The sequence below is a fragment of the Rhodobaculum claviforme genome, from assembly GCF_016653255.1.
Lineage (GTDB): Bacteria > Pseudomonadota > Alphaproteobacteria > Rhodobacterales > Rhodobacteraceae > Rhodobaculum > Rhodobaculum claviforme.
In genome coordinates, this window is record NZ_NHSD01000124.1 from 1 (window position 1) to 14,249 (window position 14,249).

A 14,249-nucleotide genomic window follows, 5' to 3' on the forward strand; every position below is an offset into this window, starting at 1 on the left:
GCCACCGACGCCGCCGCCCCCGACGATGACCCCCCCGGCACCGCGCCCGGGTCATGGATGTTGGGCGGCGTCGCCGTCATCGGGTTCAGCCCGAGGCCCGAGAACGCAAGTTCGCTCATGTGGGTCTTGCCCAGGCACACCAGTCCCGCCAGCGATGCGGCGTGCAGCACCGGACAGTCACGCGTCGGCACCCGGCCCGCCAGCAGGCGGCTGCCGGCCTCGGTCGCGGTGCCCGCGCTGTCGAACAGGTCCTTCCACGACACCGGCACCCCGTCGAGCGGCCCGCGCAGCCCGCCCGACCGGGCCCGCAGCCGCGCGGCCATGGCCGCGTTGCGGGCCCGTTCGCGGGTGGCGCGGGCATAGATGCGCGTGCCGTCCGGGTGGGCCATGATGGCGTCCGAGAACGCCTCCTCCAGCGCCACCGGGCAGATGTCACCGGCGGCGATCCCGCGGCCCAGTGCGGCCGCGCCCATGCGCCTCAGATCATCCATGCCCCGTTCCCCATCTGCCGCCATGTGCCGTCCCCCATGCCCGCCGTCTCCGCCGCGCCACACCCATGCCCCGCGCCCGGGGTCGTCCCCGGGGTCGTCCCCGGGGCCGTGCCCCATGTCCGCACCCGGTCCCGGGTCAAGGTCCCCCGGCCGCGTCCGTGTGGCTTTTCGGCGCGAGCGTAGCGGCGCCTCGGCGCATGGACAAGGCGTGCGGCAGCCCCTAAGCGGGGGGCATGGAACACGATGCGGATGTGCTGATTGTCGGGGGCGGGCTCAATGGTCCGCTGCTGGCGCTGGCGCTGGCCCGGGCGGGCCTGCGGGTGACGGTGATCGACGCGCTGCCGGCGGGTGTGCGGGGCGATCCGGGGTTCGACGGGCGCGCCTATGCGATGGCGCTGGCGTCGGTGCGGATGCTGCGTGCCATGGGCCTGTGGGCCGGGCTGGAAGCCGACGCCGAGCCGATCCTGCGCGTGCGTGCCGCCGATGGCCGCGTGGGCGAGGCGCCCTCGGCCCTGCATCTGTCGCTGGACCACGCCGAGATCGAGGAAGGCCCGCTGGGCGCCATGGTCGAGGACCGCCACCTGCGCCGTGCGCTCATGGACGCGATGGCGGCCGAGCCGGGGATCACCCACCGCGCCGGTGCCCGGGTCGTGGCGCAGGCGGCCGATGCCACCGGCGTGCGCGTGACGCTGGCGGGGGGCGAGACGGTGCGCGGGGCGCTGCTGGTGGGCTGCGACGGGCGCGACAGCGGCACCGCGCGGCGCGCGGGCATCCGCCGGGTGCACTGGCGCTACGGGCAGACCGCGCTGGTGTGCGCGGTGGAACATACCCGCCCCCACAACGGCGTCGCACAGCAGCTGTTCCTGCCGGGCGGGCCGCTGGCGATGCTGCCGCTGACGCACAACCGCTCCTCCATCGTCTGGAGCGAGGCGACCGCCGTGGCCGCGGCCATCGCCGGGCTGGACGAGGCGGGCTACCGCGCCGCGCTGACGCTGCGGCTGGGCGATGCGCTGGGCGAGGTCGGCCTGGTGGGGCGGCGCTGGTCCTATCCGCTGGGGCTGTCGCTGGCGAACCGGTTTGTCGATGCGCGGCTGGCGCTGGTGGGCGATGCGGCGCACGGGATCCATCCGATCGCGGGGCAGGGGCTGAACCTGGGGCTGCGCGATGTCGCCGCCCTGGCCGAGGTGCTGGTCGATGCCCTGCGCCGCGGCGAGGACATCGCCGCCCCGGCCGTGCTGGCGCGCTATCAGGTCTGGCGGCGGTTCGACGCGACCGCGATGGCGCTGGCCACCGATACGTTCAACCGGGTGTTCTCCAACGACAACGGGGTGCTGCGGGGGTTGCGCGACATCGGCCTCGGGGTTGCGGGGGCGGTGCCGACGCTGCGCCGGGCGTTCATGCGCCAGGCCGCCGGGCTGACAGGAGAGGTGCCGCGGCTGATGCAGGGCCGGCCGCTCTGATCGTCTCGCCGGGGCCCCTCGCCGGGACCCTTGCCAGGGCTTGTCGCCGGGGCCTCTCGCCAGGGGCGGGTTCACTTCGCGCGTCGGCTTTCCTATGTGGGGTCCATGCCGCAGCGCGGCGCATGCGGCGGAACCCGGCAGAGGGAGACAGGCCATGGCAGAGCAGGATTTCGCGGAAAAGACCGCCATCGTGACCGGAGCGGCCTCGGGGATCGGGGCGGCGATCGCGGCGGAACTGGCTGCGCGCGGCGCCACGGTGATCGCATCGGACATGGACGCGGACGGCCTTGACCGTGTGGTGGCGCAGATCGCGGCGGCGGGCGGCACCGCCCATGCCCGCGTCGCCGACGTGTCCCAGGCCCCCGCCATGGAAGCGCTGGTCAAGTTCGCCGAGGACAAGGGCGGTGCCCTGCATCTGGCGGTCAACAACGCGGGCATCGGCGGGCCCAGCGTGCCCTGCGGCGACTACCCGCCCGAGGGGTGGCGTCAGGTGCTGTCGGTCAACCTCGACGGGGTGTTCTACGGCATGCGCTACCAGATCCCGGCGATGAAGGCCGCGGGCGGGGGCAGCATCGTCAACGTGTCGTCCATCCTCGGCAGCGTGGGGTTCCAGGGGGCCTCGGCCTATGTCGCGGCCAAGCACGGGGTCAACGGGCTGACCAAGGTCGCCGCGATGGAGCATGCGCCCGACCGCATCCGCGTCAACGCCGTCGGCCCGGCCTTCATCGACACGCCGCTGCTGTCGCGGAACCTGAGCCGGGAGGTGATGGACGGGCTGGCGGCGCTGCACCCCGCGGGCCGGCTCGGCACCTCGGAGGAGGTCTCGGGGCTGGTGTGCTTCCTGCTGTCGGACCGCGCGAGCTTCATCACCGGCAGCTATCATCTGGTGGACGGCGGCTACACCGCCCAGTGATCTAACCCGCGCGGGCGGATCGGCGCCCGCGCGCAACACACCGCGCGTCGCGTCGGTGAAGGGGTGCCCATGGACAGGATCGACCGCGGCTGGGCCGAGGACACCGCGCCGCTGATGGCGGCGCTGGAGACCACACCCGAAGGGCTGGCACAGGACGACGCCGCGCGGCGGCTGGCCGAACACGGTCCCAACGCCCTGCCCGAGGGGCGGCGCGTGGGCCCGCTGCGTCGGCTGGCGCGGCAGTTCAACAACCTGCTGATCCTGGTGCTGATCGTGGCGGCGGCGATCACCGGGGCGTTGCAGCACTGGGTCGACACGGCGGTGATCCTGGCGGTGGTGATGATCAACGCCGTCATCGGCTTTGTCCAGGAGGGCAAGGCCGAGGCGGCGCTGGAGGCGCTGCGCGACATGCTGGCGCCGCGCGCGGCGGTCCTGCGCGATGGCGCCCGCACCGAGGTCGCCGCGCAGGATCTCGTGCCCGGCGACGTCGTGCTGCTGGAGGCGGGCGACAAGGTTCCCGCCGATCTGCGCCTGATCGAGGTCGCCAGCCTGTCGGTCGAGGAGGCGATCCTGACCGGTGAATCGGTGCCGGTGCGCAAGGCGACCGCCGCCGTCGCCCCCGATGCCGACCTGGGCGATCGCACCTCGGTGGTGTTCTCCGGCACGCTGGTGGCCGAGGGGACCGCCGCCGGCGTCGTCATCGCCACCGGCGCCGACACCGAGATCGGGCGCATCAGCGGCATGATGGCGGCGGTCGAGAGCCTGACCACCCCTCTGATCCGGCAGATGCACGTGTTCGCCAAATGGCTGACCGGCTTCATCATGATCGTGGCGGCGCTGATCCTGGCGTTCACGATCCTGGTGCGCGGCACGCCGTTCGCCGAGGCGTTCATGGTGATCGTGGCGATCTTTGTCGCCGCCATCCCCGAGGGGCTGCCTGCGGTGCTGACGGTGACGCTGGCCATCGGGGTGCAGTCGATGGCGCGGCGCAACGCCATCATCCGCCGCCTGCCGGCGATCGAGACGCTGGGCGCGGTGTCGGTGATCTGCTCGGACAAGACTGGCACGCTCACCCGCAACGAGATGATGGTGGCGACACTGGCCACCGCCGGGGGGCGGGCCACCGTCACCGGCGAGGGGTACGCCCCCGAAGGTGCCCTGGACGGCGAGGTTCCGGCTCCGATCCTGATGGCACTGGGCCGGGTGGCGGCGCTGTGCAACACCGCCAGCCTGGCGCGGGGCGATGGCGGCTGGCGCACCCAGGGCGACCCGATGGAGGGCGCGTTGCTGGCACTGGCGGGCAAGCTGGACCAGCCCTGGCGGGACCGGCCGAAACCCCGTGCCACGCTGCCGTTCGATTCGCGTTATCGCTACATGGCGGTCTTGCAGCAGGCGGATGGCGGCCAGCAGGCGGATGGCGACGCGGTGATCCTGCTGAAGGGTGCGCCCGAGGCGGTGTTGGCGCGCTGCGACCGGCAGATGACGGCGGACGGGACCGCGCCGCTGGATGCCGACTGGTGGAGCGAACAGGCCGACGCCATCGCCGCCGAGGGCCAGCGTGTGCTGGCGCTGGCGCACAAGCCCGCGACGGGCACCACGCTGGAGCATGGCGATGTGGAAGGGGGGCTGGTGCTGATCGGCCTGACCGGCCTGATCGACCCGCCGCGCGCAGAAGCGATCACCGCCGTCGCCGACTGCCTGTCGGCGGGAATCGACGTCAAGATGATCACCGGCGATCACAAGGGCACCGCCCGCGCCATCGCCCGCCAGATCGGGCTTGCGAACACCGACGACGCCCTGACCGGCGCCGAGATCGAGCGGATGGACGACGCCGAGCTGCGCCACGCCGCGCTGCGGACCGATGTCTTCGCCCGCACCTCGCCCGAGCACAAGCTGCGGCTTGTGACCGCGTTGCAGGCCCGCGGGCAGGTGGTGGCGATGACCGGCGACGGGGTCAACGACGCGCCCGCGCTGAAGCGTGCCGATGCCGGCATCGCCATGGGCCGCAAGGGCTCCGAGGCCGCGCGCGAGGCCTCCGAGCTGGTGCTCGCGGATGACAACTTCGCCTCCATCGCCGAGGCCGTGCGGCAGGGGCGGACGGTCTATGCCAACCTCAAGAAGGTCATCGCCTTCCTGCTGCCGGTCAACGGCGGCGAATCGGCGGCGCTGATCATCGCGGTGATGTTCGGGCTGCTGCTGCCGGTCACGCCGCTGCAGGTGCTGTGGGTCAACATGGTCAGCTCGGTCGCGCTGGCGATGTCCCTTGCGTTCGAGCCGCCCGAGCGTGACGTGATGCAGCGCCCGCCGCGCCGCGCCGACGGGCCGATCCTGTCGCGCTTCATCCTGTGGCGGGTGCTGGTGGTGTCCACCCTGTTCGCGGCCGGGATCTATGGCCAGTTCGCGCTGGCCACCGCGCAGGGCGCGGATGTGGACACCGCGCGGACCATGGCGATCAACACGCTGGTGGCGATGGAGGTGTTCTACCTCTTTTCCATCCGTTACCGCCACGCCAGCACGCTGACATGGGCGGGGGTGCGCGGCACGCCCGCGGTGTGGATCGCGGTGGGGGTGGTCGTGGTGCTGCAGGCGGCGTTCACCTATCTGCCGCCGATGCAGGCGCTGTTCGCCACCACGCCGCTGTCGCCGCTGCAACTGGCGCAATGCGCCGCCGCCGGGGTTCTGGTGCTGGCGTTGCTGGAACTGGACAAACTGGCCGCCCGCGCCCGCAAGGCGCGCAACGGCGCCCGCTCGCGACAGGAGAAGCACGCATGAAGGTTCTGGTGTTCAACGCAGGCTCCTCCAGCCTGAAGTTCGGGGTGTTCGACACCGCCAACGGCGCGGTCGAGCTGCTGCGCGGCGGGTTCGAGCGGTTCGGTCCCGACGGGTGCCGCGCCACCCTGCGCGGGGCCGGCGGCAGCCAGGACGGCCCCGCCCCGCACACCGACCTCGCCGCCGCCATCGCCGCTGTCCCGGCGGTGCTGGAGGCCCGGGGCATCGGCCCGGTGGATGCGGTCGGCCACCGCATCGCGCATGGCGGCGACCGCTTCACCGCCGCCACCCCGCTGAGCGAGGAGGTCATCGCCCGGATCGAGGCGCTCAATCCGCTGGCGCCGCTGCACAACCCCGCGATCCTGCGGGCCGTTCGGCTGGCGCGCGAGGTCTGGCCCGACCTGCCGCAGCTGGGGGTGTTCGACACCGCGTTCCACCTGACCAACCCCGCCCGCGCCACAACCTATGCCGTGCCGAAGGCATGGCGCGATGCCGGGCTGCGGCGCTATGGGTTCCACGGTACCTCGCACAAGTATGTGGCGCAGCGCGCGGCCGAGGTGATGGGCCGGCCCTGGACCGAGCTGCGCATCATCTCGGTGCATCTGGGCAATGGCGCCAGCGTCTGTGCGGTCGATCTGGGCCGGTCGATGGACAGCTCCATGGGCATGACCCCGCTGGAGGGGCTGGTGATGGGCACCCGCTCGGGCGACGTGGACCCCGGCGCCTTCGGCTATCTGCACCGCGCGCTGGGGCTGGGCATCGCGGAGATCGAGGACGCGCTGAACCGCGACAGCGGCCTCAAGGGGCTGGCCGGCGTGTCGGACATGCGCGACGTGGAGGCGCGCGCGGGCGCGGGCGATGCCGACGCGCAGCTGGCGATCAACGTCTATGCCTATCGCGCGCGCAAATACATCGGCGCCTATGCCGCCGCGATGGGGGGGGTGGACGCGGTGGTGTTCACCGGCGGCATCGGCGAGAACTCTCCGTCCATGCGGCGGCGGATCTGTGACGGGCTGGATTTCATGGGCCTGCATCTGGACCACGACCGCAACCAGGCGGTCCGGCTGGAGGGCCGCGCGGCCCCGGAGATCCAGAGCTGGGGCAGCCGCGTCCGCGTGATCGTCACCGAAACCGCCGAGCAGCTGATGATCGCGCGCGAGGTCGCCGCCGCGCTGGCCCGCCCCGCACCGGCGCCCAAGGCGATCCCGGTCGCCGTCTCGGCGCGCCATGTGCATCTGTCGCGCGCCGCGGTGGAGGCGCTGTTCGGCCCCGGATACTGCCTGACGCCCGCGCGTGAACTGCGCCAGAAGGGCAATTTCGCCGCCGAGGAGCGCGTCACCATCGAGGGCCCCCGCGGCCGGCTGGAGCGGGTCGCGATCCTCGGCCCCGAACGCCCCCGCACCCAGATCGAGGTGTCGCGTACCGACAGCTTCGGGCTGGGCATCGACGCCCCCGTGCGCGAGAGCGGCAAGGTCGACGGCACCCCGCGCGTGACCCTGGTCGGGCCGGCGGGCCGGTATGACACCGACGGGCTGATCGTCGCCGCGCGCCACATCCACACCAACCCCGACGACGCCGCGGCCATGGGCCTTCAGGACGGCCAGTTCGTGGAGGTCCATGTGGGCGACGGCGGCGCGGGGCGCGGGCTGACATTCGCCCACACGCTGGTGCGGGTCTCGCCCACCGCCTTCACCGAGATGCACATCGACACCGACGAGGCCAACGCCGCCGGCATCCGCACCGAGGGCGAAGGCAGCGTGGCCGAGACCCACACCGCCACCCCGGTCGCCGTGCACTGAGCGGGCGCGGGGCCGGCGGGCCCCGCGGAAAATCCGGTTTGCATGTGCAGGTTTCGGTGCTTTACTCCCGTCCATCGGAGGACCCAGGGAGGAAGCGGATGACCAAGGTATCCATGAGGGTGAACGGGCGGCCCGTGTCCGCCGAGGTGGAGGGCCGGACCCTGCTGGTGCAGTTCCTGCGCGAGGGGCTGGGCCTGACCGGCACCCATGTGGGCTGCGACACCGCACAGTGTGGCGCCTGCGTGGTGCATGTGGACGGTCGCGCGACCAAGGCCTGCAACGTGTTCGCCATGGACTGCGACGGTGCCGAGGTCGCCACGATCGAGGGGATGGCCGCGCCCGACGGCACGCTGTCGCCGATCCAGCAGGCGTTCCAGGACCACCACGGGCTGCAATGCGGCTTCTGCACGCCGGGCATGGTGATGTCGGCGGCCGCCCTGCTGGACGAAAACCCCCGCCCGACCGAGGCCGAGGTGCGCGAATACCTCGAGGGCAACATCTGCCGCTGCACGGGGTACCACAACATCGTCAAGGCGATCCTCGCCGCCAGCGGCCAGCCGGTCGCGGTCGCCGCCGAGTGACGCCCGAGGACCGCGGCCCCGCCGGGCCGTGGGGACGACCGGCGCCGCCATCCCGCGCGCGCCACCAGGGAGGGGATCAGGAACAATGCCCAAGGATCATGCACCCAAGGATCGCGGAATCGGCGCCAGCTCCCGGCGGCGCGAGGACGTGCGCTTTCTGACCGGCACCGGCCGGTACACCGACGACATCAACCTGCACGGCCAGGCGCATGTCGCCTTCGTGCGCTCCGACGTGGCCCACGGCCGCATCAACGCCGTGGACACCGAGGCCGCGGCCGCCATGCCCGGCGTGCTTCGGGTCTTCACCGCCGCCGATTTCGCCAGCGCGGGCGGCATCCCCTGCGGCTGGCAGGTCACCGACCGCCATGGCGCCGTGATGAAGGAGCCCAAGCACCCGATCCTGGCCGATGGCAAGGTGCGCCATGTGGGCGACCCCATCGCAGCCGTCGTGGCCGAAACCTACGAGCAGGCCCGCGACGCCGCCGAAGCGGTGGTCGTCGACATCGAGGAGCTGCCGGCCGTCATCGACATGAAGGCCGCCATCGAGGACGACAGCCCGCTGGTGCATGACGATCTGGGCACCAACCTGTGCTACGACTGGGGCTTCGTGGAGGACAACAAGGCCAAGGTCGATGCGGCGTTCAAAGCCGCCCACCACGTCACCACGCTGGAGCTGGTCAACAACCGATTGATCCCCAACGCGATGGAGCCGCGCGTGGCGGTGGGCGACTATGCCTTCGGCACCGGCGATCACACGCTCTATACCACCAGCCAGAACCCGCATGTGATCCGCCTCCTGATGGGGGCGTTCGTGCTGGGCATCCCCGAGCACAAGCTGCGCGTGGTGGCCCCCGACGTGGGCGGCGGGTTCGGCTCCAAGATCTTCCACTACGCCGAGGAAGCCTTCGTCACCTTTGCCGCCAAGGCCCTGCGCCGCCCCGTCAAATGGACCTGCCAGCGGTCGGAAAGCTTCATGTCCGACGCCCATGGCCGCGATCATGTGACGAAGATCGAGCTTGCGCTGGACGCCGAGGGGCATTTCCAGGCGATCCGGACCGAGACCTACGCCAACATGGGCGCGTATCTGTCGACCTTTGCGCCCAGCGTGCCGACATGGCTGCACGGCACGCTGATGGCGGGCAACTACAAGACCCCCAACATCTACGTCAACGTCAAGGCGGTGTTCACCAACACCGTCCCCGTCGACGCCTATCGCGGCGCCGGGCGGCCCGAGGCGACGTACCAGCTGGAGCGCGTCATCGACATGGCCGCGCGCGAGATGGGCATGGACCCGATCGAGCTGCGCCGGAAGAACTTCGTCACCGAGTTCCCGTATGAAACCCCGGTGGCGGTGGTCTATGACACCGGCGACTACCACGCCACGATGGACAAGCTGATCGAGATCGCGGATTTCGCGGGGTTCGAGGCGCGCCGGGCCGAGAGCGCGAAAAAGGGCCTCCTGCGCGGCCTCGGCATCAACTGCTACATCGAGGCGTGCGGGATCGCGCCCTCGCAGTTGGTCGGCCAGCTCGGCGCCCGCGCGGGGCTTTACGAATCCGCCACCGTGCGCGTCAACGCCACCGGCGGCGTGGTGGTGATGACCGGCTCCCACTCCCACGGGCAGGGGCACGAGACGTCGTTTGCCCAGGTCATCTCCGAGATGATCGGCATTCAGGAGGATCAGGTGGAGATCGTGCACGGCGACACCGCCAACACGCCGATGGGCATGGGCACCTATGGCTCGCGCTCCATCGCGGTGGGCGGCAGCGCGATGGTCAAGGCCGCGACCAAGGTCATCGACAAGGCCAGGAAGATCGCGGCCCATCTGCTGGAGGCCTCGGACGCCGACATCGAGCTGAAGGACGGCAAGTTCTCGGTCGCGGGCACCGACAAGTCAGTGGAGTGGGGCGCGGTGACGCTCGCGGCCTACGTCCCCCACAACTATCCGCTGGACCAGATCGAGCCGGGGCTGGAGGAGACCGCCTTCTACGATCCGTCGAACTTCACCTATCCCGCCGGCGCCTATGCCTGCGAGGTGGAGGTGGACCCCGACACCGGCAAGGTCACCGTCTGCCGCTTTGCCGCGACGGACGATTTCGGCAACATCATCAACCCGATGATCGTCGACGGCCAGGTCCATGGCGGCATCGCCCAGGGCATCGGACAGGCGCTGCTGGAGAACGCGAGCTATGACGCCGACGGCCAGCTGCTGTCGGGCAGCTACATGGACTATGCCATGCCGCGCGCCGACGATGTGCCGTTCTACACGGTGGACCACTCCTGCCAGACGCCCTGCACCCACAACCCGCTGGGCGTGAAGGGCTGCGGCGAGGCCGGCGCCATCGGCACGCCCCCGGCGGTCGTCAACGCCGTGGTGGATGCGCTGCAACGCGCGGGCCACACCCACGTCACCCACATCGACATGCCGCTGTCGCCCGCCCGGGTCTGGGCGGCGATGCAGACGAACTGACGAGAGGTCCCACCATGTACGCATTCGATTTCGTCCGTCCGACCTCGGTCGCCGATGCGGTGGCCGCCCTGGGCGAGGCCGACGCGCAGGCGCTGGGCGGGGGGCAGACGCTGATTCCCGCGCTGAAACAGCGCCTCGCCAGCCCCTCCACCCTCGTCAGCCTCGGCGCCATCGCCGAGATCCGGGGCGTCTGCCTCGATGACGACGGCCGGGTCTGCATCGGTGGCGGCACCACCCACGCTACGGTCGCCCGGCAGGCCGCTGCGCATTACCCCGCGCTGGCGGCGATGGCGGGCCGCATCGGCGATCCGGCGGTGCGCAACCGCGGCACGCTGGGGGGCAGCCTCGCCAACAACGACCCCTCGGCGTGCTATCCGGCGGCCGTGCTGGCCTCGAACGCGACCGTCATCACCAACACCCGCCGCATCGCCGCCGACGACTATTTCCAGGGCATGTTCACCACCGCCCTGGAGGAGGGGGAGTTGATCACCGAGGTCCGCTTTCCCGTCCCGCAGGCGGCGAACTACCAGAAGTTCGTGCAGCCCGCCTCGCGCTTTGCCCTGACGGCGGTGTTCGTGGCGCGGTTTGCCGATGGCGTGCGCGTGGCGGTCACCGGCGCCTCCGAGGAGGGCGTGTTCCGCTGGACCGAGGCCGAGGCCGCCCTGTCCGACAGCTTCACCCCCGGGGCGCTGGCGGCGCTGTCGGTCCCGGCTGACGGAATGATCGACGATCTGCATGGCACGCCGGAATATCGCGCCCATCTGGTGCGGGTGCTGACCGGCCGCGCGGTCGCCGCGGCGGGCTGATCGCCGCGCCCCGCGGCTGTGACCGCCGACACCGCCCCCTTTGGTGCGGGGGTTGCCGTGGCGTTACCGGCAGCCGTTGCGCCCTCCCTTGTGCACAGGGGGGGCGCTGCGGGGTGCGATGCGCCCATGGGGCCCGCTTGCGGGCACGACATGGACGGTGGGGGCGCCGCCCCCCGCTCCCCCCGTGCAGGGCCGCGTTTGACCCCGGCGGCGGCCCGGGCGGACGGGCGTCACCGGCCACAGGGTCTTCGGCCCCGGGCCGTTTCAATCTTTTCAATTTCTCCCCGGTTGATATGCACGCGCGATGTTCATCAAGGGGGTCGCCCGCGTGGCCGAAGACGGAACCTCGCCGATCGACGTCGTCATCACCTGGGTGGATGGCTCCGATCCGGCCCACAAGGCCCGTCGCAGGGCGGCCCTGGCGCGCACGGTGCGCCCGCTGCACCCCAACGGCATCAACCCGCATCGCTGGGGCGCCAGCGTCGAGCTGATCTATTGCCTGCGGTCGCTGGCCAACCACGCGCCGTGGCTGCGGCATGTCTGGATCGTGACCGATGCCCAGACGCCGGAGCTGTCGGCCGTGCCCGCGTCGCTGCGCGCGCGCATCAGCATCGTCGATCACCGGACGATCTTTGCCGGTCATGAACAGCATCTGCCGACCTTCAACTCGGTCTCCATCGAGACCCTGCTGTGGCGGATCCCGGGGCTGGCCGAGCGGTTCGTGTACTTCAACGACGATGTGTTCCTGACCAACCCGCTGACGCCGGGCGATGTCTTTCGCGACGGCGCACCGGTTCTGCGTGGCAAATGGGCCGATTACAGCGCGCTGGTGGACGATCCGGCGCGTATGGGCGATCCCGCGCTGTTCAACCATTATGCCCAGATCAATGCCGCCCGCCTGGCCGGATTTCCGGCGGAGCGTCTGTGGGCCAGCGCGCATGTGGTGCATCCGTTGCGCCGGTCGGTCATGGCGGCGATGTTCGACAGCCACCGCGCCGCGATGCTGGCCAATCTGGCGCATCCGTTCCGGGACCTGTCGCAGTTCCAGCCGATCGCGCTGCACAATCATCTGTGCATCCGCTCCGGCAGCTTCGTGGCCCAGGCCGAGCGCGACCACCTGCACCTGCGCACCGGTGCGGTGGTCGATCTTCCGCCCGAAGCCGTGCGCGCCTATCTGCGCCGCGCCACCGCACCGGGGTCGAAGTTCCTGTGTGTCAACGATCTGCCGCAGGTGGAGGCCGTGCTGTCCGACACCCGCGACTGGATCGAGCGCGCCATCGGCGTATGACCGCGGCGCCGACATTCCGCGCCCCGGTTCGCCGGGAGCGCGCGTGTCACGTGGCGCTGTTGCGAAAGGCGCCGCCCCGTGCGGCCATGTGCCCAAGGGCGTTCGCCGTCCGCGCCGACCAAGGGACGCACCTCAGCCGACGTCCCGACCGTCCCGCGTCGCACTGACACAGCCGTGGCACGCGGGCCCAATGCGCCCGATCGTGGCGCCAGGCACATCCCGCAAAACGGCATCCGGTCGGATCTGGTGGAGCCGAGGGGGATCGAACCCCTGACCTCGTCATTGCGAACGACGCGCTCTCCCATCTGAGCTACGGCCCCACTGCGCGGCTGTGTGTCCGGTTTCGCGGGGGCTGTCAAGCGGGGGGTGCAGGCGGGGCGCCGGCCTCACGGGGGGGCGATGCGCTGCGGGCAAAGACCGCCATCTGGCTTGCGCCGCCGGCGGTCGGGTGGTGGCCGGCGATGTCGCGGGTGTGCAGGTCGTAGCCATGGCGCAGGGCCACTGCCCCGGCCCAGCGGGCGAATCGCGCGCGGGTCCATTCGAATCGGTGCCCGGGGTGGCGCATGCGGTGGGCAGGGACGCCCAGCAGCGGGTTGAACTCGGCGTTGGGGGTGGTCAGGATGACGTGGGCGGGGCGCATGCGGGCGAACACAGCGGTCTCTAGCGCCGACAGCCGGGCGGGGTCGAGGTGCTCGATCACCTCCACCAGCACGGCGCAGTCGATCTGCGGCAGGCGCGGCGCGGCGGCAATCAGCGAGGCTTCCACCAGCGTCACGAGGCCCGTGGGCATCTCTGCCAGCCGGGCCTGCGCACGCAGCAGCGCGGCGCGGTCGGTGTCGACCCCCACCAGCCGCGTCATCCGCGCCAGCAGCGCCAGCCGCACCAGAAGATCACCGTCGCCGCAGCCCAGATCGGCGATGCGCCGCGCGCCAGTGGTCGCCACTGCCGCCATGACGGCGTCCAGGCGTTCGGTGTGCAGGGCGCTGGTCATGGCGCGGCCGCGGCGGGGCGGCGCATCAGGGCGACATCCTTGCGCGGCACCTCGCAGGACCAGCCGAGGCGGGCCGCGACATGGCGCAGCGTGGCCTCGCGGTAGAAGACCACATGGGTGCTGTCCTTGCGGTAGTGCCAGTTGGCAAAACGTGCGTCGTCGGTCTGGAAGCAGGTCATCACCGCCAGCCAGCCGCCGGGCCGCACGAGACGGGAAAGGCGGGCGAACTCGTCGGCGGGGGCGTGGAAATGCTCGGCCGTTTCGGTGCAGGTGACAAAATCATGGGTCTGCGACAGTGGCGCGGGGTCGGGCTGGAACAGCGGGTCATAAAGGGCGACCGTGTGCCCGGCCTCGCGCAGCATCTCCGCCAGCGCGGGGCCCGGGCCGCAGCCGTAATCGAGGCCCGATGCGCCCGGTGCCAGCCGCGCCATCAGCGGCCCTGCCAGCCGCCCGAGGAACGCCCGGTAGCGCGGGTCGTCGGGGTCGTTGCTGTGCAGGCGGTATTGCGCGGCCTCGGTCATGGGGTCGGGGCGTTGCGCGGGGTCGAGGAACCGCGCCTCACAGACCGGGCAGGACCAGTAGGCGCGCCCGTCCACGCACATCAGCGGCCGGGTGTCGACGGCGCCGCAGACCGGGCAGGCGGGGGTGGGTGGGGGCGCGCGCATGGCCTGCCCCGTGACG

11 protein-coding genes and 1 tRNA gene are annotated in these 14,249 nt (G+C 71.6%); 8 read left to right on the plus strand and 4 right to left on the minus strand.

The features are described 5' to 3' along the window. A partial coding sequence (locus CCR87_RS03345; protein WP_242511830.1) for an amidase family protein occupies positions 1–491 on the minus strand: 491 nt, incomplete at its 3' end. Positions 492–724: 233 nt separating this feature from the next. Between CCR87_RS03345 and CCR87_RS03350 the strand changes: the two genes are divergently transcribed. The 8 genes from CCR87_RS03350 to CCR87_RS03385 all read left to right on the plus strand — a co-directional run bounded on the left by CCR87_RS03350 (position 725) and on the right by CCR87_RS03385 (position 12,577). Beyond that, a complete protein-coding gene (locus CCR87_RS03350) occupies positions 725–1,951 on the plus strand; it encodes an FAD-dependent monooxygenase (protein WP_201156147.1) in 1,227 nt (408 codons plus the stop codon). 154 nt (positions 1,952–2,105) lie between these two features. After that, complete coding sequence (locus CCR87_RS03355; protein WP_201156149.1) at positions 2,106–2,864, plus strand: SDR family NAD(P)-dependent oxidoreductase; 759 nt, start codon at positions 2,106–2,108, stop codon at positions 2,862–2,864. A 69-nt stretch (positions 2,865–2,933) separates the two neighbouring features. Then, the gene (locus CCR87_RS03360; RefSeq protein ID WP_201156151.1) at positions 2,934–5,636 is read left to right on the plus strand and encodes a cation-translocating P-type ATPase; all 2,703 of its coding nucleotides are present in this window, start codon (positions 2,934–2,936) and stop codon (positions 5,634–5,636) included. Beyond that, positions 5,633–7,432, plus strand: coding sequence for an acetate/propionate family kinase (locus CCR87_RS03365; RefSeq protein ID WP_201156153.1), 1,800 nt, complete (start codon positions 5,633–5,635; stop codon positions 7,430–7,432). Before CCR87_RS03360 ends, CCR87_RS03365 begins: the two co-directional genes overlap by 4 nt. Positions 7,433–7,530: 98 nt before the next feature. Beyond that, on the plus strand, positions 7,531–8,013 hold the full coding sequence (locus CCR87_RS03370; protein WP_201156155.1) for a (2Fe-2S)-binding protein: 483 nt from the start codon (positions 7,531–7,533) through the stop codon (positions 8,011–8,013). An 85-nt stretch (positions 8,014–8,098) separates the two neighbouring features. Further along, positions 8,099–10,483, plus strand: coding sequence for a xanthine dehydrogenase family protein molybdopterin-binding subunit (locus CCR87_RS03375; RefSeq protein ID WP_201156157.1), 2,385 nt, complete (start codon positions 8,099–8,101; stop codon positions 10,481–10,483). 14 nt (positions 10,484–10,497) lie between these two features. Continuing rightward, positions 10,498–11,289 carry an FAD binding domain-containing protein gene (locus CCR87_RS03380; RefSeq protein ID WP_201156159.1) on the plus strand — a complete coding sequence of 264 codons (792 nt, stop codon included), beginning with the start codon at positions 10,498–10,500 and terminating at the stop codon, positions 11,287–11,289. A gap of 304 nt (positions 11,290–11,593) precedes the next feature. Next, a complete protein-coding gene (locus CCR87_RS03385; protein WP_201156161.1) occupies positions 11,594–12,577 on the plus strand; it encodes a Stealth CR1 domain-containing protein in 984 nt (327 codons plus the stop codon). Positions 12,578–12,821: 244 nt separating this feature from the next. Here the strand turns inward: CCR87_RS03385 and CCR87_RS03390 are convergent. From CCR87_RS03390 to CCR87_RS03400, 3 genes are all read right to left on the minus strand, one after another. Next, positions 12,822–12,897: transfer RNA gene (locus CCR87_RS03390), tRNA-Ala, on the minus strand. A gap of 35 nt (positions 12,898–12,932) precedes the next feature. Beyond that, the gene (locus CCR87_RS03395) at positions 12,933–13,568 is read right to left on the minus strand and encodes a methyltransferase (protein WP_201156163.1); all 636 of its coding nucleotides are present in this window, start codon (positions 13,566–13,568) and stop codon (positions 12,933–12,935) included. Continuing rightward, a partial coding sequence (locus CCR87_RS03400) for a class I SAM-dependent methyltransferase (protein WP_207186534.1) occupies positions 13,565–14,249 on the minus strand: 685 nt, incomplete at its 5' end. The genes CCR87_RS03400 and CCR87_RS03395, both read right to left, overlap by 4 nt.

Excerpts from the sequence above, each read along its gene's own strand:
- CCR87_RS03350 (WP_201156147.1), top strand. The coding sequence starts at position 725 with ATGGAACACGATGCGGATGTGCTGATTGTCGGGGGCGGGCTCAATGGT.
- CCR87_RS03355 (WP_201156149.1), top strand. The coding sequence starts at position 2,106 with ATGGCAGAGCAGGATTTCGCGGAAAAGACCGCCATCGTGACCGGAGCG.
- CCR87_RS03360 (WP_201156151.1), top strand. The coding sequence starts at position 2,934 with ATGGACAGGATCGACCGCGGCTGGGCCGAGGACACCGCGCCGCTGATG.
- CCR87_RS03365 (WP_201156153.1), top strand. The coding sequence starts at position 5,633 with ATGAAGGTTCTGGTGTTCAACGCAGGCTCCTCCAGCCTGAAGTTCGGG.
- CCR87_RS03370 (WP_201156155.1), top strand. The coding sequence starts at position 7,531 with ATGACCAAGGTATCCATGAGGGTGAACGGGCGGCCCGTGTCCGCCGAG.
- CCR87_RS03375 (WP_201156157.1), top strand. The coding sequence starts at position 8,099 with ATGCCCAAGGATCATGCACCCAAGGATCGCGGAATCGGCGCCAGCTCC.
- CCR87_RS03380 (WP_201156159.1), top strand. The coding sequence starts at position 10,498 with ATGTACGCATTCGATTTCGTCCGTCCGACCTCGGTCGCCGATGCGGTG.
- CCR87_RS03385 (WP_201156161.1), top strand. The coding sequence starts at position 11,594 with ATGTTCATCAAGGGGGTCGCCCGCGTGGCCGAAGACGGAACCTCGCCG.
- CCR87_RS03395 (WP_201156163.1), bottom strand. The coding sequence starts at position 13,568 with ATGACCAGCGCCCTGCACACCGAACGCCTGGACGCCGTCATGGCGGCA.